This window comes from Chryseobacterium sp. 2P, from assembly GCF_059579425.1.
Genome location: NZ_CM184194.1, coordinates 2,228,483 through 2,249,019 on the forward strand (window position 1 = coordinate 2,228,483; position 20,537 = coordinate 2,249,019).

Annotated in this window: 21 protein-coding genes; 16 read left to right on the plus strand and 5 right to left on the minus strand. The window is 35.6% G+C overall.

The annotated features are described in order from the left end of the window. The first annotated feature begins 50 nt into the window (after positions 1-50). On the plus strand, positions 51-689 hold the full coding sequence (locus AC52CF_RS10200) for a hypothetical protein (RefSeq protein WP_375181282.1): 639 nt from the start codon (positions 51-53) through the stop codon (positions 687-689). A gap of 64 nt (positions 690-753) precedes the next feature. On the opposite strand, the gene frr is transcribed toward AC52CF_RS10200, so the two are convergent. Together frr and pyrH are read right to left on the minus strand one after the other, a co-directional pair. Further along, positions 754-1,308 (minus strand): ribosome recycling factor, encoded by a 555-nt coding sequence (gene frr / locus AC52CF_RS10205; protein WP_214589699.1) that lies wholly within the window; start codon positions 1,306-1,308, stop codon positions 754-756. A gap of 111 nt (positions 1,309-1,419) precedes the next feature. Further along, complete coding sequence (gene pyrH, locus AC52CF_RS10210) at positions 1,420-2,127, minus strand: UMP kinase (RefSeq protein ID WP_040999212.1); 708 nt, start codon at positions 2,125-2,127, stop codon at positions 1,420-1,422. A gap of 263 nt (positions 2,128-2,390) precedes the next feature. On the opposite strand from pyrH, the gene porQ reads away from it, so the two are divergent. The 5 genes from porQ (at position 2,391) to AC52CF_RS10235 (ending at position 5,487) form a co-directional block, all read left to right on the plus strand. Next, complete coding sequence (gene porQ / locus AC52CF_RS10215) at positions 2,391-3,383, plus strand: type IX secretion system protein PorQ (RefSeq protein WP_336689006.1); 993 nt, start codon at positions 2,391-2,393, stop codon at positions 3,381-3,383. A 96-nt stretch (positions 3,384-3,479) separates the two neighbouring features. After that, positions 3,480-4,154: a (d)CMP kinase gene (gene cmk / locus AC52CF_RS10220; protein WP_375181281.1), complete on the plus strand. Its 675-nt coding sequence runs from the start codon at positions 3,480-3,482 to the stop codon at positions 4,152-4,154. 95 nt (positions 4,155-4,249) lie between these two features. Further along, positions 4,250-4,594, plus strand: coding sequence for a YtxH domain-containing protein (locus AC52CF_RS10225; protein WP_375181280.1), 345 nt, complete (start codon positions 4,250-4,252; stop codon positions 4,592-4,594). Positions 4,595-4,677: 83 nt separating this feature from the next. Beyond that, on the plus strand, positions 4,678-4,986 hold the full coding sequence (locus tag AC52CF_RS10230; RefSeq protein WP_214589696.1) for a phage holin family protein: 309 nt from the start codon (positions 4,678-4,680) through the stop codon (positions 4,984-4,986). Positions 4,987-4,989: 3 nt separating this feature from the next. Beyond that, complete coding sequence (locus AC52CF_RS10235; RefSeq protein ID WP_214589695.1) at positions 4,990-5,487, plus strand: phosphoribosyl-ATP pyrophosphatase; 498 nt, start codon at positions 4,990-4,992, stop codon at positions 5,485-5,487. Between the two features lie 91 nt (positions 5,488-5,578). Here AC52CF_RS10235 and AC52CF_RS10240 read toward each other — a convergent pair whose 3' ends face one another. After that, positions 5,579-6,310 carry a TrmH family RNA methyltransferase gene (locus AC52CF_RS10240; protein WP_375181279.1) on the minus strand — a complete coding sequence of 244 codons (732 nt, stop codon included), beginning with the start codon at positions 6,308-6,310 and terminating at the stop codon, positions 5,579-5,581. On the opposite strand from AC52CF_RS10240, the gene tamL reads away from it, so the two are divergent. Then, positions 6,296-8,893, plus strand: coding sequence for a translocation and assembly module lipoprotein TamL (gene tamL / locus AC52CF_RS10245; protein WP_496518147.1), 2,598 nt, complete (start codon positions 6,296-6,298; stop codon positions 8,891-8,893). The two genes, AC52CF_RS10240 and tamL, sit on opposite strands and share 15 nt — an antisense overlap. 47 nt (positions 8,894-8,940) lie before the next feature. On the opposite strand, the gene AC52CF_RS10250 is transcribed toward tamL, so the two are convergent. Further along, the gene (locus AC52CF_RS10250; RefSeq protein ID WP_214589692.1) at positions 8,941-9,558 is read right to left on the minus strand and encodes a SanA/YdcF family protein; all 618 of its coding nucleotides are present in this window, start codon (positions 9,556-9,558) and stop codon (positions 8,941-8,943) included. Then, positions 9,555-10,679, minus strand: coding sequence for a 2Fe-2S iron-sulfur cluster-binding protein (locus AC52CF_RS10255; RefSeq protein WP_496518148.1), 1,125 nt, complete (start codon positions 10,677-10,679; stop codon positions 9,555-9,557). The genes AC52CF_RS10250 and AC52CF_RS10255 overlap by 4 nt, the downstream gene beginning before the upstream one ends. A 33-nt stretch (positions 10,680-10,712) precedes the next feature. On the opposite strand from AC52CF_RS10255, the gene AC52CF_RS10260 reads away from it, so the two are divergent. From AC52CF_RS10260 to AC52CF_RS10300, 9 genes are all read left to right on the plus strand, one after another. Beyond that, a complete protein-coding gene (locus AC52CF_RS10260; RefSeq protein WP_214589690.1) occupies positions 10,713-11,267 on the plus strand; it encodes a TlpA family protein disulfide reductase in 555 nt (184 codons plus the stop codon). A 12-nt stretch (positions 11,268-11,279) separates the two neighbouring features. Next, the gene (locus tag AC52CF_RS10265) at positions 11,280-12,251 is read left to right on the plus strand and encodes an iron chelate uptake ABC transporter family permease subunit (protein ID WP_290263251.1); all 972 of its coding nucleotides are present in this window, start codon (positions 11,280-11,282) and stop codon (positions 12,249-12,251) included. A gap of 215 nt (positions 12,252-12,466) precedes the next feature. Continuing rightward, positions 12,467-12,844 (plus strand): GxxExxY protein, encoded by a 378-nt coding sequence (locus AC52CF_RS10270; protein ID WP_214589688.1) that lies wholly within the window; start codon positions 12,467-12,469, stop codon positions 12,842-12,844. A gap of 96 nt (positions 12,845-12,940) precedes the next feature. Then, positions 12,941-13,864 (plus strand): ABC transporter ATP-binding protein, encoded by a 924-nt coding sequence (locus tag AC52CF_RS10275; RefSeq protein ID WP_496518149.1) that lies wholly within the window; start codon positions 12,941-12,943, stop codon positions 13,862-13,864. Between the two features lie 165 nt (positions 13,865-14,029). Next, positions 14,030-14,479: a MarR family winged helix-turn-helix transcriptional regulator gene (locus AC52CF_RS10280; protein ID WP_076390553.1), complete on the plus strand. Its 450-nt coding sequence runs from the start codon at positions 14,030-14,032 to the stop codon at positions 14,477-14,479. Between the two features lie 128 nt (positions 14,480-14,607). Continuing rightward, positions 14,608-17,001, plus strand: a complete 2,394-nt coding sequence (locus tag AC52CF_RS10285) for a 3-hydroxyacyl-CoA dehydrogenase/enoyl-CoA hydratase family protein (RefSeq protein ID WP_375181921.1) — start codon at positions 14,608-14,610, stop codon at positions 16,999-17,001. A 5-nt stretch (positions 17,002-17,006) separates the two neighbouring features. Next, positions 17,007-17,426, plus strand: a complete 420-nt coding sequence (locus AC52CF_RS10290) for a hypothetical protein (RefSeq protein WP_235130858.1) — start codon at positions 17,007-17,009, stop codon at positions 17,424-17,426. Between the two features lie 4 nt (positions 17,427-17,430). After that, on the plus strand, positions 17,431-18,612 hold the full coding sequence (locus AC52CF_RS10295) for an acetyl-CoA C-acyltransferase (RefSeq protein WP_496518150.1): 1,182 nt from the start codon (positions 17,431-17,433) through the stop codon (positions 18,610-18,612). 27 nt (positions 18,613-18,639) lie between these two features. Beyond that, positions 18,640-20,418 carry an acyl-CoA dehydrogenase FadE gene (locus tag AC52CF_RS10300; protein WP_375181923.1) on the plus strand — a complete coding sequence of 593 codons (1,779 nt, stop codon included), beginning with the start codon at positions 18,640-18,642 and terminating at the stop codon, positions 20,416-20,418. The last annotated feature ends 119 nt before the right edge of the window (positions 20,419-20,537 follow it).

Consider the following 20,537-nt stretch of genomic DNA (forward strand, 5'->3'; position numbering starts at 1 on the left):
AATAAGTTTTGCGCATATTTTTTGCAGTACGTTTAAACAAAATCATTTTTATGAAAATACTACTTTTTACTTTAAGTTTTCTTGCTATTGTTTCCTGTAAAAAAGAAAATGCAGAAACTATTCAAAATAATTCGGGCAATGATAATGTAACGATAAATAAATCTTCGGAAACACTAAATGATTCCATTACTTCCATTGAAGATATAAAGAAAGAATATGCAGCCGTAAATAATCTTTTGTCTGCGAAACAGTTGGATTCAACGAAATTCACATACAACTGCGACGAAAAGGAAGGTGAAGTAATTTTATATTATGAGAATAAAGATCTCAGAATGGTTAAAGATTTTTATGCAGAACACAGTCACTTCTCTTCATCCACAAAATATTATGTAAAAAACAACAAAGTATTTTTCATCTTTAAAGAAGAAACAGAATGGAATTTTGATGAAGGAGGAACGCCGGAAAAACCAGAAACAAAAGATGATATCAATGAAAAAAGAATCTATGTTTTAAACGATAAAGCCATTCAGTGCCTCGAAAAAAATTACACGATTCGCTCAAAAGGAAATAATAAAAATCCAGATTCGGTTCCGAATAAAGAAACAAAATACAATATTTCCGATCTAATGAAAAACTATAATTTAATCCTTAAAAATAAAGACAGAAAAGGAAAAATCAATTGTCTTTAAACTGTACCCAAAACAAAAGCGGCTTCAAAATGAAACCGCTTTTTATATTTTCAGGAGCCGAAAATTATACTTTCATAATTTCAGCTTCTTTTACTTTAAGATGCTCGTCACAAGCTTTTACATATTTGTCGGTAAGCGTCTGAATATCTGCTTCAATACCTTTAATGATGTCTTCAGAAACTCCTTCCAGTCTTTTAAGCTCTTTCAGACCGTTTTGTCTTGCATTTCTTACAACTACTTTCGTGTCTTCTGTTTCAGACTTAGCCTGTTTTGCCAGTTCACGTCTTCTTTCTTCCGTTAAAGGCGGTACATTAAGGATAATGTTGATCCCGTTATTAGAAGGGGCAAAACCTAAATTGGAATTGATGATTGCTTTTTCAATATCATTAATTGCTTTTGCGTCCCAAGGTTGAATAGAAATCGTCATTGCATCGGGAATAGAAACATTGGCAACCTGATTAATTGGAGTTAATGCTCCGTAATATTCCACCATTACATCCTGAACCATTGTTGTAGACGCACGTCCCGCTCTGATTCTCTGAAATGCATGATCCAGGTGCTTGATAGCTGCTTCCATGTCCTGCTGTACAGACTCTACTATAAGATCTAATTCTTCCATTATATAATAAAAATTTGATAGTTACACATATGTTAATGATAAGTAATAAGTAATAAGTAATTGGTAATGAGTAATCTTTAAAACTTTAAACTCAAAACCCTGAACTTACTATTACAAATCAACTAAAGTACCCACATTTTCGCCGTCAACAATTTTCTCCAGATTTCCGTCTTTGTTCATATCAAAAACAATAATCGGCAGTTTGTTTTCGTGGCTTAAAGTAAATGCTGTCATATCCATTACCTTTAGATTCTTCGCATAAACTTCGTCGAAAGATAGTGAATTATATTTTACCGCATCTGCATTTTTTTCAGGATCACTGTCGTAGATTCCGTCTACTCTTGTTCCTTTCAGAATAACATCTGCCCCGATTTCGATGGCTCTTAACGTTGCAGCAGTATCTGTTGTGAAATACGGGTTTCCGGTTCCGGCTCCGAAGATCACTACTCTGCCCTTTTCAAGATGTCTTACTGCTCTTCTTTTGATGAATGGTTCTGCCACTTTATCCATTTCGATGGCAGACTGCAGTCTTGTTTTAATTCCCGCATCTTCCAGAGCACCCTGCAAAGCCATCCCGTTGATTACCGTAGCAAGCATTCCCATATAATCTCCCTGCACTCTGTCCATTCCTTTTGCAGCTCCTGCTACTCCGCGGAAAATATTTCCTCCTCCGATTACGATGGCAACTTCACAGCCTTTTTCTACCACTTTCTTAATTTCTGCAGCATATTCCTGTAGCCTTTCATTATCAATACCATATTGTCTGTTTCCCATTAAGGCTTCACCACTCAGTTTCAGAAGGATTCTTTTATATTTCATTGTATGTAAATAACTTTTTTTCGTTAGATTTATTGGTCTAAAAATTTGACTTTGCAAATATAATCATTAATGGGGTTGATTTTTACATCTGCATTAAATTTTTAAATCTTATCCCGGAAGCGGTTTGTAATACCTTGGAACTTACCTGATCCCTTCAATAAGTCTTCGATTTTTACAAAACTTAAATATTTAAATATAAATAATGTGAGAAATATTTTGAAAAGTACGAAAAAGGATTATTTTTGCATTACTAATAAACTGAGTTGAAGAAAATTGTTATTTTTTCATTATTTCTGTCAGGAATTGTTTCTTATGCACAAACAGGAACAAACGTTTATCCATTCTTAAATATTCCTGTTTCAGCGAGACAGGCTGCTTTGGGAGGAGATGCAATTTCTGTGAGAGATCGTGATGTTTCCTTTGCTATTGCAAACCCCTCATTACTGAATAAAGATTCCGACAACCAACTGTCTGTAAACGCAACTGCTTATCTTGCAGATTCCAAATACGGAACAATTGCCTATGCAAAAGACTTTGATAACGGTCACATGGCGACCATCAATGCGAGATATATGAGCTATGGGGATATTCCGCGAACAGACGACAGCGGTTTCGAGAACGGAACTTTCAATGCTTCGGACGTTGCCATCGGAGCAGGATATGCCTATCAGTTTGAAGAAGACTGGACGATTGGAGGTGGATTGAATTTCATTACTTCTAAAATTGATACCTATACTTCTTCTGCCATTTCAGGAAATGCAGGAATTACCTACCACAACAAAAAAAATAAAGAAACAGCTTCTGTTGTTTTCAGAAATTTCGGTTATCAGTTCAATTCCTTCAACGGAACAAGGGAAAACCTTCCATTCCGTGTAGATTTGGGATATACAAGAATTTTAAAAGTAATTCCTTTGGCTGTTACCATTACGGCGCATGATTTACAGGAATTCAATATTTCTTCCCAGTACAATGTAAACGGACAGGAAGTAAATACAGGCAGAAAAATCGCCGATCACTTCTCTATCGGAGCGGAATTGTTTCCGGAAAAAGGATTCAACATCAGACTAGGATATAATGTGAAGAGAGGGAATGAATTAGCCGTTGCAGATCAGAGAAATTTCTCAGGACTTTCGGCAGGATTCGGGATTAAAATTGCCAGATTCCGTGTAGATTACGCACATGTAAGGTATCATAATTCTGCGAATGTCAACCAGATAGGAGTTTCTATCGATCTTACAAGTCACGCAGGATACTAATTGTTAATCATTTTCAAAACAAAATAAATATCAGAAACCTCAAGAAAAACTCCTGAGGTTTCTTGATTTTTAAGAAAAAATCTTGAAATTTGCAGAATGAAAAAACCTGTAATAGCTATCGACGGCTACTCATCTACCGGAAAAAGTTCAATTTCTAAAGTCATTGCTGCAAAGCTGGGACTTATTCATCTCGATACAGGTGCGCTTTACAGAGGAATCACATGGTTTGCTCTTCAGAATTGTTTAAATGACAGCGGAACCATTGATCTTGAGAAATTATTTTCTTCGTTTGATCAGATCGGGCTCGAATTTAAAAATATTGACGGAGAACTGGTTCTTTTCCTTAATCATATTGATATTTCAAAAGCGATACGGACTACCGAAGTTTCGGAGAATGTAAGTTTCGTTGCCAAACAGAAAGAAGTGAGAGATTTTCTCCTGCAGTCTCAGCGCAATCTGGCAGAAAAAGGAGGCATTATTATGGACGGACGTGACATCGGGACAGTAGTGCTGCCAAATGCAGACTATAAATTTTTTCTTACCGCAAGTATTGATGAAAGAACAAGAAGGCGTTACCTGGAACTGCTTTCTTTAGGAATCGAAGCGAATGAAAAGCAGGTGAAAGAAAATCTTATAGAACGCGACAGAATAGACAGCGAGCGGGAAATTGCCCCACTAAAGCAGGCAGAAGATGCTATTATTATTGACAATACAACGATTTCTAAGAAAGAAACCATTGATGAGATTTTATCTCACATCAGAAAGATTTAACATTTTTTAATAGAAGTCTTTCTCCTTTGGTATGTTAATTGTACATTTCAATACAAGTAAAAAGCTAATATTATTAACTATTAAAAAAAACGAAAATGTCTAAAAAAAACAATACAGCGGGTATTTTGGCAGGACTTCTTGCAGGTGCTGCGGCGGGTGTTATCTTAGGAATGCTTTATGCTCCGGAAGAAGGTAAAGAAACCAGAAAGAAAATTAAAACTAAAGCAGAAGATCTTAAAGATCAGGCTAAAAATAAATACGGTGAAGTTTCCGAAAAAGTAAAAGATCAGTACAGCAATATTTCTTCTACTTTTAAAGAAACAGCAAACAGCGTTGCCAATACTGTGAAAGACGGATATGATAAATATAAAGATCAGATCGTTTCTAAAACTGCAGACGTAGTAAAAAATGTAGAATCTGAACTGAATGATCTAAAATAATAATATAGTTTATTTTTTAGGTAAATTATGAGAAGGAACTTTATAAACGAAAGTTCCTTTTTTTGTAACTTTAAAGAAAAACAATGATTGAAACTATTAAAGAATACGCTTCCAAAAGGATCGATCTCCTGAAAATTGAAGCCACCGAAAAATCCTCTCTTTCGGCAGGAATGATCACTTATTTTGTGGTTTTACTGGTCGCTTTTGGTTTTTTCATCATTCTGTTCAACTTCGGAATTGCCTTTCTTATCGGTAAAGCATTGGGCGATCAGTCTTACGGATTCCTTATTGTTGCCGCTTTTTATCTTTTAACCATGATTCTTATTGTGATGTTTAAAAAGAAAATCGTAAATTATGTGGCAGATCAGGTAATTAAATTTTTAAATCATTAAACTATGAGCAGAAAGTATGAAAGCTTAGAGGAACTGAGAAGAAAGAAAAAGCTGCTGAAGCAGGAAATAGACGGTCTGGAAGATCTCTTAACCTTCAAAAATACAAAGGAAAGTCTGAGTGCTTTTACCAATGGTTTAACAGATCAGTACCTGCAGGAAAAAATAGATGAAGACGGCGACGAAAAGGTAGTTCTTAGAAAAGATGTTATCGCCAAACAGATTACTTCGGAAATTAAAGGAGCCTTAATCAATAAAAATACAGCAATGGGAATTGCAAATTCCGCATTTAAAGGAGATGCTGCTGATATTATGATTAATCTTGCGGTAACCACACTTGTCGGAAATTATGCCAGAAAAAACTTTAAAAGTTCAAACTGGAAAAAGAAATTAATCGGCGCAGCCATGATTTATCTTGCTCCCGCCGCTTTAAGATTTGTACGAAAGAAACTTGAAACCTATCAGAAAAATAAAAGTGTTTCCAGCATGGAACAGCTTATCTAAAGTTTGCGGGTTTTAGAGTTTTAGAGTCAGAGATTTTTAAAGGGTTATAAAAAACTCAAACACTCCCACTCTAAAACTCTATTACTCAAACTTATTCTCCCATTCTAAAAAGCTGCCCCAGAATAATACCTGCAGCCATTGAAACATTAAGACTTTCTGTAGACTGCGATTTTCCGAATCTCGGGATCATGACACTTTTATGAAGCAGTTTTTCCGTTTCCGGACGCATTCCGTTGCCTTCATTTCCTAAAATTAAATTCATTTTTTCAGGTCTTTCGAAAGCATAGATATTTTCACCGTCCATATCGGTTCCAATGTTGATATTTTCTGTTTCGGATAAATATTCTGTCAGGTTTGTATAGATTATATTTACCCTCGTAAAAGAACCCATACTTGCCATTATAACTTTTGGATTGTAAAAATCTACAGTGTCTTCACTGCAGATAATCTGTTCTATTCCAAACCAGTCTGCAAGACGGATCATCGTTCCCAGATTTCCGGGATCCTGAATTCCATCCAAAACCAACTGGAGATTTTTATCCTCCGTTTTTTGTTCCGGATTAAGATAACAGACCGCCACAGAATCTTTTGGATTCTGCAGAAAACTGATTTTTTTCAACTCATTTTCAGAGATATGAGTTACCGGAGCTTCCATACGGTCTAATTTTTGCGGATCCGTAGAAAATATTTCTTTAATTTTAAATCTGGAATCAGGAAGTTCACGAATGATTTTGTTACCTTCAACCAAAAACAAATTGTATTTTTGCCTGAACTTCTTTTTATCTAAAGACTGTAAAATTTTTATTGTATGAGCTGTAAGCATTATAAGAATTCTCCTCAAAAGTATTATAAAATTATATCATTTGCAACATTTGTAGGTCTCCTTTATGCTTGTAGTACCACCAAAAAAGTTCCGAATGGTGAATATCTGCTGGTAAAAAACAATTTTCAGTTTGAGGATAAAAAAGAAACTTTCGATGGTGAGCTTAAAGATTATGTTCAGCAGAAGCCCAATAAAAGGCAGCTTCTTTTCATGCCATTAAGCCTGTGGCTTTACAATGCCGCCAATCCCAAATACGACACGCTTCTTAACGAGTACATGACGTATCCTAATGAATTGAGAAATCAAAAACTCAGAGATTCTCTTTTCATCAAATACAATATGAAAAGCAGTGTCGGCAAAAGTCTTTTCTTCGACAGACTTTATCACAACTGGGGTTCTGCTCCTGTAATTCTCGACCAGACAAAAACTTCAAAGAGTGCCGAATCTATTAAAAAAAGAATGACGTACCGGGGTTATTGGGATGCAGATGTAAAATTTAAACATGAGCTTGATTCTTCAGCCAAAAAAGCTGCGGTTAATTATTTTATCACGCATAATCAGCCGACTTATATTAAGGATTATTATTACAATATATCCGATCCTAATATTAAAAGTATCTATCAGCAGAAAATCCGTGAAACTCTTGTAAAAAAAGGTCAGATTCTGGATCAGACGATTTTAGAGAAGGAAGTAAGCAGGATTAATGATGTGATGCGGGAATACGGATATTACCATTTTAACAGTCTTGGCGATGAGGTAGGTTTTGTGGCAGATTCTCTTAAAAGTACAAAGCAGGTTCCGCTGGTTCTGGAAATCCGAAAAGATTCTCTGGACAGTCCATACAAACAGGCAACCATCGGAAATATTGATGTTGCTATTGTAGATGAAGCAAAAGATTTCCCGAATAATACAAGAAAAGACAGCTTAAGAGGAATCCGTTTTCATAAAACAGATAACAGCTACGATTCCCGTTCTATCTGGAGAGCTATTATCATAGGAAATAAGCAGGTTTACGACCAGAAAAAATTGGATCTTACCAAAAGAAATATTCTGGCGATGAATAATTTCAGTATTCTGAAAGCCAGAGATTCATTAAGAAGAGGTGGTACTTCCAGCCCGAATGACAGTATTGTAGATGTAACGTACATTTTGAAACCACTTCCGAAATATGATCTGAAAGTGGGAACAGATTTAAATTATTCTGAAGTATTGAATTTTGGAATTTCTCCTTCTGTTGATCTTACGACAAGAAATGTTTTTGGCGGAGCGGAAAACCTTACCACAAGTCTTTCCGGAACTTTCGGACGTATTGTAAACCCGAAAAATATAGACAACAGAATCTGGGCATATGAAATCTCAGCACAGGCTTCGTTAAATTTCCCGAGATTATTGCTGCCTTTCAATTATTATAAACTGATACCCAAAAGATACAGCCCTACTTCTTCCATTACTCTGGGAGTTTCAGATCAGAGCAATATTGGTTTGGGAAGACTTAACTTTAATACCGGTCTTAATTATCTGGCAACGGTAAATGATAAAGTAACACACAGACTTACGCTGTTTAATACACAGCTGAGTTTAACGAAAAATAAAGACGCTTATTATGATTATTTTGTAAATGACAATGCCATCCGCGAAGAGTTCTTTGCCGATTATTTTGCTTACAAACCTTCTGTAGCAAACGATTTTAAAGCAGGGCTGCTTACCATTGATCAGGTTTCCCAGAAAATCATAGCAGATACAGATTACCTTAATGGACTGGATCAGCAGGGAATTGACCGATTCGTAGCATTTGTGGGAACTTTGGTAAATAAAGACCGACAGACTCAGGATGTATTAATTTCTTCTTTCATCTATAATTTTATTTATAACGAGATAGGAAAAAAAGATTATCCAAATGCTTTTTATTTTAACGGAAAAATAGAATTAGCGGGTAATATCTTCAGTATCTTCAATCAGAAAAGAAGTGACGGAGGTGTTGTTACCAGTCCGGAAAGAACCATTTTCAATATTCCGTATGCTCAGTTTGTGAAATTTGATTTTGATTTCAGAAAATATTTTAAATTCGGAAACAATACTTTAGCACTTCGTCAGTTTATCGGAGTCGGAATTCCGTACGGAAACTCTTCGAATATGCCGGTAATCCGTTCTTATTTCAACGGTGGACCGAATGACATCAGAGCTTGGGTTCCTTTCGGAGGATTAGGACCTGCAGACTCTCAGGTGGATGAAAGAGTGCGTACTTATATGACTGATAATTTAAAACTGACCACAAATATCGAATTCAGGATGCCTTTTAATGATATGTATGAAGGTGCTATTTTCACAGATATCGGTAACATTTGGAGTCTTAAAAATTATAACAACGGATACGGAGACGAGTTTAAATTCAATAAATTCATCAGACAGGTAGGTGTAGGAAGCGGTTTTGGTTTAAGAGTAAATATTGCTTACATAAAACTCAGACTGGATCTCGCTTATAAAATATATGAACCGAACAAGCCTGAAGGCGACCGATGGAGACTAAAACATCTGCAGCCGTTTAAACCAACTTTAAATATCGCTTTCGGATATCCATTCTAAAACGTATAACAGGTAGTATCTCTAATAAATCGATACTGCCTGTTTTTTTAATCCGGCGAAATTCCTAAAGCAAAGTACACCACTGCAACTGTTCTCGCAAGAATTTCTCTGAACTGATTTCTGTAATAACTTTCAGGTTTGGTAACGTCCTGTGCATCAAAACCTAGTGCGTTCATATTGTTATTTCTGGCAAATAACAGAGCCCGGAGATTATGAAATCCCTGAGAAACAATAATTACATTGTCTTTTTTGTAAACATCTTTACAGCGGAGAATACTTTGATAGGTGTTGAAACCTTTCGGATCTTCCATAATAATTTCCTCCGGAACACCTTCCTGATAAATAAGATATTTTTTCATTGCTGCAGGTTCGTCATATCCTTTACTCTTCTCACCACTTACAAGAATTCTGCGGATTTTACCGTGATGATAAAGCAGTGCAGCCGCATCCATTCTCTTTGTAAAATAAGGATTGGATAAACCCGATCTCATTTTAGGAGAAGTTCCCAGTACTAAAGCAACTTCCCTCGGAGGAATTTTTGAAATTTTAGTGTAGGTTCTTCCGTCCGTAAGGGCAAAAACCCATGCATTGGCAAGACATATCAACAGAATTCCTATTTCTATTGATATGAATATCAGGTTAAATATGTTTTTTATTATTCTCAAGTAAGATCAAAGTTAAGCTTTATTTTCTTGCTTTTTGCAATCGACATACAAGCTAAGATATGTCCTCTCTCCTCTTCATTTTCCGTTAAATATTCATTTTCAAGCAATTCCACCTCTCCTTCTTCTAAAATACACTCACAACTTCCGCAAATACCCGATTTACAGGAATACGGAACCTGAAATTGCTGTATAAGAAGCTGCTGCAGCATTCTTTCTTCATTAGTGGGAAGTATGGCAGAATATTCTTTTCCAAGCATTTTAAATTCCAGTTCCACATTTTCTATTAACGGAAATTCTTTTTCTACAGGATAAATATCGTCATTAAATTCTTCAAAAAGCTCAAAATGAATATTTTTTTTCGGAATTCCGTGATGATAGCATGCGTTGGCAAGTGTTTTAATCATCTCTCCCTTTCCGCAGATCAGCACTTCATCTACAGCATCCCAAATGGTAGATTCTTCATCCGTATCATCCAGATGAAGGATCTGGTTGATGATGAGACTTAATTTTTTATCATCCAGCCTTCCATGAAAAAAACTGTTGGCGGTTTTCTCTCTGGAGAAAAAATAAAAAATCTGCAACCGTTCTCCGTGCATTTTAGCGAGGCGATCCAGTTCATTTCTGTAAATGAGATCTTCAGAGCTTTTATTTCCAAAAAATAAAAACAGCCTGGTTCTCGGTTCGTTATGCAGGATATTTTTAAAATGACTTAAAATAGGGGTAATTCCTATTCCTGCAGCAAATCCTACAATCGTTCTGAATTCGCTGGGTTTTGAAATAAGTGTAAATCTTCCACCCGGTTCACTTACCAATAATTCATCACCTTCTTGATAATTTTGAAACAGTTGTGAAGCAGCTCCTTCCGGAGAATTCATCTTTATGCCCAAAGCAATCTTATGTTCATACGGAGCGGAAGTCATCGAAAAGTCATTAATAATTTCTTTACCGTGAGCCTGAAATCTGATACTGACAAACTGACCGGCATCAAACCTGAAATTTTCTTTCAGATTCTCCGGAATCCCGAATTCCAGAGAAAAAGTATTTTTGGTCAGTTCTTCCTTTTTCGCTATTTTTAACCGATGAAACTGTGTAAGTTTCCCTTTATAGATTTGTTGTTCCATAACTTCAACTCAAAAATAGATAAAAAATAATTTATGAAGAAGATAATTTTATCCACGCTTGTAGTTTTTTCACTGGCGAGCTGTAAAAAGGAAAACCAGAAAAATGAAGAAAATGTAGCAACAACAGATTCTACAGCAGTTTTACAGAAAGAAGAAACGCCAACAGCTCAATTCAAAGAAATTTCTCAACAAAATCTGGTTGAGAATTTATCTAAAAAGAATGACACTTTATATGTTACCAATTTCTTTGCAACCTGGTGCGGACCCTGCATGATGGAAATTCCTCATTTTAAGAAAAAAATAGAAGAATTAAAGGGTAAACCTGTAAAATTTACATTTGTAGATATTCTTGATAAACCGGCATGGAAAGATAAAGTACCTGCTTTTGCCAAAGAAAATAATCTGGAAAATTATATTGTTTTAGTAGACGAATCTAAATTTGATGATACCTTTTTCGGTAATTTCAAGACGTGGAAAGGAAACGGAATTCCATTTACTCATTTCAGAAAAGGCGATAAAACAGAAGAAGTTGAAGGATCAATGTCTGAGGAAATGCTCAGCGAAAAAATCAATTCTTTATTAAAATAAACTTCAGACTTTATGTCAGACAAGTTTAAAATCCTGTGTTTGGTGCTATTGATTGCCATTATTTTGGCAACGGTTATTAATCTGAATACAGGATTTTTAAGTTTACATTTTCAGGACTTTTGGGGAGAATCTTCCAACAGCCAGATTGCGGAAATTCGTGTCAATCGGGTTTTGGTAATGCTTTTGGCAGGAATTTCTGTCCCGACTTCAGGTTTTCTGATGCAGGAATATTTTCAGAATCCTCTTGCGGGACCCGATATTTTAGGAATTACTTCCATTGCAAGTTTGTCGGTGGCATTTTACATTTTTTTTTCGCACGATTTAATTATCCCTGAATTTCTTCAGAACAGTTTTTTAAGCTTTGCTGCCATCGGTGGAAGTCTTTTACTGATGCTTATTCTTCTTTCCATTTCCAAAAGATTTCAGGATAAATCTTATCTTATTATATTTGGATTTCTGGTTTCGGCTTTTGCAGGAGCTATTGTTTCTCTTTTGCAGTTCTATGGAGAAGATCAGAGTCTGAAAAACTATATTTTATGGTCTTTCGGAGCCAACAATATGGTTTCAAGAAATCAGATTTATGTTTTATCGGTTTTAGTAATTATCGGTTTGCTTGTCTGTTTTAAAACAATAAAACCATTGATAGGAAATTCGTTGGGAACTTCATACGCACAAAGTCTGGGCGTTAATCTGAATCAGCTTAAATTGTTTATTATCGCTGCTTCTTCCCTTCTTTCGGCTTCAGTAACTGCCTTTTTAGGTCCCATTTTATTTATCGGAATTATTGTCCCGCATTTCAGCAGACTGATCTATAATCCGGCAAAACTTTGGCAGCAGTGGATTTTAAATATGATGCTGGGAATGCTGATGATGCTTTTTTTCTCCATCATCGCAGAAAAAACTCAGATTCCTTTAAATGTCATAAGCTCTGTTTTCGGAATTCCTGTAATTTTGATGATGCTTTTGAAGCAGAATAAAGTGTAATATTGTTGGTTTTTCGCAAAGGCGCAAAGTTATTTTTATAAGTACGTTTTAAGGCGCAATGATTTTATCTTTGATAAAATTTAGGATCGCAAAATTAACGCAGTACACTTGCTGAAAATCTTTGATTTTCTTGCGCCTTAAAAACAGTATAAAATTTGAAATCTTTGCGCCTTTGCGAAAAACCAACACAGGATAAAATAAAAAACATAACACAAATGACAGAAAACGAATTATCAAAAATTGTCTTTGAGACGGGATTAAAAATCCATAAAAAACTAGGAGCCGGATTATTTGAACACGTTTATGAAGAGTGCCTGTTTTATGAACTGACAAGAGCAGGACTTTTCGTAGAAAAACAAAAATTACTTCCAATTATATATGAAGAATTAAAAATTGAAAATGCGTTCAGATTAGATATGATTGTCGAAAACAAATTAATTTTAGAGATAAAAACTGTTGATTATATTAACTCAACGCATAAAGCACAACTTCTAACTTATCTCAAAATGACAAGTTGTAAATTAGGACTTCTTTTAAACTTTCAATCTGATATTTTTAAAAACGGGGTGACAAGAATTGTAAATTTTTTATAATTGAACGCAATAAAAATTTGACAAAGTCAAATTCCCTGCGTCTTAAAACAGTATTTTTGCAAAAAATTTTTGCGCCTTAGCGAAAATCCAACCATAATGCACCTACAAATTAAACAAGCAAACATTGGCTATCACAAAACCTTAATTTCAAATGCAACAGCTCATCTGAAATTAGGAGAAGTATGCCTTTTGATTGGTAACAACGGTGTAGGAAAGACAACATTAATCAAATCTATTTTACATCAGATTCCTCTTTTAAGCGGAGAAATATCAATCCATAATAAAAATGTAAAAAATCTTTCTGTTAAAGAGATTGCAGAACAGATTGCGGCTGTCTTTTCAAGTTCGGTAATTCCGCCGAATTATACAGTGGAAGATCTAATTTCTCTCGGAAAATATATTTACTATCCTTTTTATTTTGAACTGAAAAAAGAAGACAGAGAAGAAGTTTCGCATATTATTGAGGAACTCGATCTTGTACAGTACAAAAATACTTTGCTTAAAAATCTGTCGGACGGAAATCTTCAGAAAGCATTTATCGGAAGAGCCATCACACAAAACGCTCCCATCATTATACTGGATGAACCGACTACACATCTGGATGAAAAAAACAAAATTATCATTCTCAAAACCCTTAGGAAATTAGCCAAGGAGCACAATAAACTAATTCTCTTTTCGTCTCACGACTGGCGGCTTGCCAAGGAATTTGCGGACAAAATATGGTATGTAAAAGAAGGCAGTCTGTTTTCCGGAATTGTAGAAGATGTTTTACTTCAGCACGATGAATTAATCAATCCTTCGCTGTTTCAGATTAATGAAAATTTTGTTGCTCCGAAAATTATTGCCTCGGATGCGTATAAAGAAATGCTGTATTCTTTGCTGCAAAAAAACTTTCAAAAAGATCTTTCTTCTTTAAAATTTGAGTTTCAGGATAACTTTTGGAACATTACTTATCATTCAGAATCTTTTCAATGCGAATCCTTTGAAGAAATCATTAAATTATTGAAAACCATTCATTAATACCCGTTTTTTTTTGAATATGTTATATACTATGCATGCATAGTATTATGCTTGTCATATAATTTAATTATCTGATTATCATTTATTTAACAAAATTTAACGTAAATAAATATTATGCATGCATAATATTTACTAAATTTGGATTATAACCATTCGGCAAAAATGATGGATAACAATAAAGAAAAAATAGAAAACGTAGATCTTATTTTAAAACAGACATGGTTAGCTGTTTCTAAAATGTATACCGAATTAGCTCAGGAGCACGATTCGACGGCGGTTCAGGCGCTTACTCTTTTAAAAATTGATCCTAAAGAAGGTACAAGGAGTACAAATCTGGGTCCGAAAATGGCAATTGAACCTACTTCCCTTACAAGAATTATTAAACTACTGGAAGACAACGGATATATCTATAAGGAAAAAACAACAACTGATAAAAGAGAAGTCATTATAAAGCTTACAGATAAAGGTCTGAACTCCAGAAATCTTTCTAAGGAAGTTGTGGTAAATTTCAACAAAAGGGTAATGGAAAAAATCTCTCCTGAAAAACTGGACACTTTCAAAGAAGTGATGAGTGAAATCATGAAAATAGCAACCGACTTAAACAATAAAAAATAAATTCTGATGAAGAATAATTTGTTTGAAAGTTGAAATCTTCATGAAGAATAAAAAATTAAATAGTACAAATAATAAATTAAACAAACCGTCAGGTTACAACTGACCAATAATAAAATAAATATAATCAAATGAAAAGAAGAATCAAACACGTTACAGTTCTTGGTTCAGGAATTATGGGAAGCGGTATTGCAGCACACTTTGCCAATATTGGTGTAGAAGTTTCGTTGCTGGATATTGTTCCTTTTGAACTTTCTGAAGCAGAACAGAAAAAAGGTTTGACCAAAGATGACAAAGCGGTAAGAAACAGAATCGCTTCGGAAAACTTTGAAAAACTCAAAAAAGCAAGTCCGGCTCTACTCTACTCTCCAAAATTCGCAGACAGGATAAAGGTTGGAAACTTTGATGATGATTTACCAAAAATAAAAAATACAGACTGGATTATTGAAGTTGTGGTTGAAAGACTTGACATCAAAAAATCCGTTTACGAAAAAATTGAGCAGTTCAGGAAACCGGGAACATTGATTTCTTCCAATACTTCCGGAATCCCTATTCACCTTTTAACAGAAGGAAGAAGCGAGGATTTCAAACATTATTTTGCAGGAACACACTTCTTTAATCCTGTAAGATATCTTCCTCTTTTAGAGATCATTCCTACAAACGATACCGCTCCTGAAGTTATTGACTTCTACATGAATTACGGAGCAAAATTCTTAGGAAAAACAACCGTTTTAGCAAAAGATACTCCTGCATTTATCGCCAACAGAATCGGCGTTTTCTCTATGATGGATCTGCTTCACAATGTCCAGAAATTAGGGTTGACTGTTTCTGAAGTTGATAAATTAACAGGTCCGGTAATTGGGCGTCCAAAATCTGCGACCTTCAGAACAGCGGATGTTGTAGGTCTTGATACATTGGTAATGGTGGCAAACGGTGTTCGCCAAAGCGGAGCTGAAGCCAATGACTTCAATAATGTTTTTGCCCTTCCGGATTACATCCAGAAAATGGTTGATAATAAATGGTTAGGATCCAAAACAGATGGAGGTTTCTATAAAAAAGTGAAAAATGCAGAAGGAAAATCTGAAATTCACGGATTAAACCTTGATACTTTAGAATACGAACTTCAGGGCAAATCTTCTTTTGCGACTTTAGAATTAACTAAAAATATCGACAAGCCGATTGACAGATTCAAAGTTTTAATCGGCGGAAAGGATAAAGCGGGAGAATTGTACAGAAAATCTTTGGGTGCATTATTCGCCTACGTTTCTCATAAAGTTCCTGAGATTTCCGATGAGGTTTACAAAATCGACGATGCAATGAGAGCCGGTTTTGGCTGGGAAAACGGTCCTTTTGAAATCTGGGATGCTGTAGGCGTTCAAAAAGGTATTGAACTGGCTAAAGAAGCAGGTTACGAAGTTTCAGACTGGGTGAAAAACGTTGAGTTTTTCTATAAAGTGAATGATGAAGGACAAAGTATTTACGTTGATAAAAATTCAGGAGTTTACAATACAATTCCGGGACAGGATTCTTTCATTATTTTAGATAATATCAGAAAAAATAAAACGCTTTGGAGCAACTCCGGTTCTGCAATACAGGATTTAGGGGATGGCATTATCAACTTTGAAATCCGTTCCAAAATGAATTCTTTGGGAGGTGAAGTTCTGGATGGCTTAAACAGAGCAATTGATTTAGCTGAAAAAGAATATGACGGATTGGTTGTAGGAAATCAGGGCACAAATTTCTCTGTCGGAGCGAATTTAGCGATGATTTTAATGATGGCTATCGAGCAGGACTGGGATGATCTGAATATGGCAATTGCCTACTTCCAGAAATCAATGATGAGAGTTCGTTACTCCTCTATTCCTGTAGTGGTTGCTCCTCACGGAATGACACTTGGTGGAGGTTGCGAAATGACGATGCACGCCGACAGAGTGGTTGCTGCAGCAGAAACGTATATCGGATTGGTAGAAACCGGAGTGGGTGTAATTCCTGGCGGTGGAGGAACCAAGGAACTAACCTTAAGAACTTCAAGAGAATTCCACAGCGATGATGTTAAAAACAACAGACTTCGTGAGGCTTTCATGAATATTGCGATGGGTAAAGTGGCAACTTCTGCTTATGAAGCTTACGATATGGGAATTTTGGAACATGGAAAAGATATTGTTTCCGTAGATAAGAGAACCCAAATTAAAACTGCGAAAATGTTGGCTAAAAGTTTAGCAGAACACGGTTATACGCAACCTATCGAGCAAAAAGTAAAAGTTTTAGGTAAAGACGCTTTAGGAATGTTCTACGTAGGAACAGACCAGATGTTAACCGGAAATTATATTTCTGAGCATGATAAGAAAATTGCAGATAAGTTAGCCAACGTAATGGTAGGTGGAAATCTTTCTGAACCAACGGTTGTAACAGAGCAGTATCTATTGAATCTCGAAAGAGAAACATTTTTACAGCTTTGTGGGGAAAGAAAAACACTGGAAAGAATTCAGTATATGTTACAGAATGGTAAACCGTTGAGAAATTAAAAATTATGGGGAATGTTTGGGTTGATCTCAAAGATAAAAATAATTTATATAGAAATTTAATTCTTTTAAAAAGTTATTTCTTGAGTAATGGACATATGGATGTAAGTCAAGGAACTGATTGTATGAAAATTAAAGAATCAATCAAAGAATTGCTCGAAGATGATTTTGAAGTAAACTATTTCAATAAAAATTTAGATTTTTTATTAAGTGAAGGAATTTTCAAATCATATAGTTATTTAGGTTTAACTAAGATTGGAATTAATCATGTTGAGAGGTTAATCGATGAATTAAATGAGCTTTCTGAAGAAGAAAAAGAAATAATTAAAAAAAGTAATACTGAGAAATTAGCAAAATTTTTAGATATATCTTCAAAATTTGCATCTACGGTAAATCCCATAATAAGCATATTTAACTTAATAAAATAAACAAATGTCAAAGACAGCATATATAGTAAAAGGGTTCAGAACTGCCGTTGGAAAAGCTCCAAAAGGAAGTTTAAGATTTACAAGACCCGATGTAATGGCGGCAACCGTAATTGAAAAATTAATGGCTGAACTTCCGCAATTAGACAAAAACAGAATCGATGACCTTATCGTAGGAAATGCGATGCCGGAAGCTGAACAGGGCTTGAATGTGGCACGTCTGATTTCTTTAATGGGTCTTAACACTGACAAAGTTCCCGGAGTTACCGTAAACAGATATTGCGCTTCCGGAAGTGAGGCGATTGCGATTGCTTCTGCAAAAATTCAGGCAGGAATGGCAGACTGCATTATTGCAGGAGGTACAGAATCGATGTCTTACATTCCGATGGGTGGTTACAAACCGGTTCCTGAAACTCAGATTGCCAAAACAAATCCTGATTATTACTGGGGAATGGGTTACACTGCAGAAGAAGTTGCCAAGCAATATAAAATTACGAGAGAAGAACAGGATCAGTTTGCGTTTGAATCTCACATGAAAGCTTTAAAAGCAAATCAGGAAGGAAAATTTAAAAATCAGATCGTTCCCATTCCTGTTGAATATAATTTCTTAGATGAAAACCAGAAAATGCAGACTAAAAAGTTTGATTTCTCTGTTGATGAAGGTCCGAGAGCAGATACGTCACTTGAAGGTCTTGCGAAATTGAGACCAGTTTTTGCCAACGGTGGAAGCGTAACCGCCGGAAACTCATCCCAGATGAGCGACGGAGCCGCCTTCGTAATGGTCATGAGCGAAGAAATGGTAAAAGAATTAGGACTTGAACCTGAAGCAAGACTTGTTGCTTATGCAGCAACAGGATTGGAACCAAGAATTATGGGAATGGGACCAATTTATGCAATCCCAAAAGCGTTAAAACAGGCAGGTCTGGAATTAAAAGATATTGAGCTTATCGAACTGAACGAAGCATTTGCCTCACAATCGGTTGCAATCAAAAAAGAACTGGATTTAAATCCGGATATTTTAAATGTAAACGGTGGTGCAATTGCTTTAGGTCACCCTCTTGGATGTACCGGAACAAAATTAACGGTTCAACTTCTTGACGAAATGAGAAAACGCGGAAATAAATATGGTTTGGTTTCCATGTGCGTTGGAACAGGACAGGGAGCAGCTTCAATCTTTGAATTATTATAACTAAAAAAGAAAAAAATCAAATATTAAATGGGAAATATAGTAAAAGGTGGAGAATTCTTAATTAAAGAAATTCCTGCAAACGAAATTTTCAGTCTTGAAGAACTGAATGAAGAACAAAAAATGCTTCGCGATTCTGCGAAAGAATTTATAGACAGAGAGGTAGTTCCGCAAAAAGAACGTTTCGAGAAAAAAGATTATGCATTTACGGAAGAAGTGATGCGTAAGCTTGGAGAAATGGGATTATTGGGAATTGCTGTTCCTGAAAATTACGGAGGTCTGGGAATGGGATTCGTAACAACCATGCTTGCCTGCGATTACATTTCCGGAGTTACAGGTTCATTGGCAACAGCTTATGGGGCGCATACAGGAATCGGTACCCTTCCGATCGTTCTTTACGGAACAGAAGCTCAGAAACAAAAATATCTTCCGGACTTAGCTGCGGGAACAAAATTCGGAGCTTATTGCCTTACTGAACCGGATGCCGGTTCTGATGCCAATTCAGGAAAAACAAGAGCAAAATTGTCTGAAGACGGAAAACATTACATCATCAACGGACAGAAAATGTGGATTTCCAATGCAGGATTTGCAGATACTTTTACTTTGTTTGCCAAAATTGATGATGATAAAAACATTACAGGTTTCGTAATCAACCGTTCAGAACTGGAAAATCCTGAAAGCCTTACTTTTGGTGAAGAAGAACATAAATTAGGTATTCGTGCCTCTTCTACCCGTCAGGTTTTCTTTAATGATATGAAAATTCCTGTTGAAAACCTTTTAGGAGAAAGAAACAACGGATTTAAAATCGCTTTAAATGCATTGAATGTTGGCCGTATCAAATTAGCAGCGGCTTGTCTTGATGCACAAAGAAGAATTTTAAATCACTCTATCCAGTATTCCAATGAAAGAAAACAGTTCGGCGTTTCTATTTCAACTTTCGGGGCGATCAGAAAGAAACTGGCTGAAATGGCAACCGGAGTTTTCGTAAGTGAAGCAGGATCTTACAGAGCAGCAAAAAATATTGAAGACAAAATCGAAGAACTTGTTGCAGGAGGAATGGATCATCAGGCAGCAGAACTCAAAGGAGTTGAGGAATTCGCGGTTGAATGTTCAATTCTTAAAGTTTTCGTTTCAGATCTTGCGCAGCATACTGCCGATGAAGGAATTCAGGTATACGGAGGAATGGGATTCTCTGAAGATACTCCGATGGAAGCAGCATGGAGAGATTCAAGAATTTCAAGAATTTATGAAGGTACCAACGAAATCAACAGATTATTAGCGGTTGGAATGCTCATCAAGAAAGCGATGAAAGGAGAATTAGACTTATTATCTCCGGCAATGGCGATCAGCAAAGAATTGATGGGAATTCCTTCATTCGAAGTTCCGGATTATTCAGCTTTCATGAGCAAAGAAAAAGCAATTATTGCGAATCTTAAAAAAGTATTCTTAATGGTTTCCGGAGCAGCGCTTCAGAAATACATGATGGATATAGAGAAACAGCAGCATTTATTGTTAAACGCTTCCGAAATTCTTAATCAGATCTATATGGCAGAATCTGCAGTTTTAAGAGCAGAAAAACACTTCTCTCCTGATTCTGTGGAAGCAGCAATGGCTCAGCTAAATCTTTACAAAGCGGTTGAAAAAATTATCGTGGCAGCAAAAGAAGGAATTGTTTCTTTTGCAGAAGGTGACGAGCAGAGAATGATGCTTTCAGGATTAAGAAGATTCACGAAGTATACCAACCACCCTAATGTGGTTGCATTAACAGAAAAAGTGGCAGCTCATTTTATTGAAAAAGGAAACTATTAAAAATAGTTTGATGCAATAGAAAATCCCGAAAATAATTTCGGGATTTTTTTATTAAAATATTATGGAAGTAATAAAAAATAATATTCAATTGTCTTTTCAATATTATTTTTAACCATTTT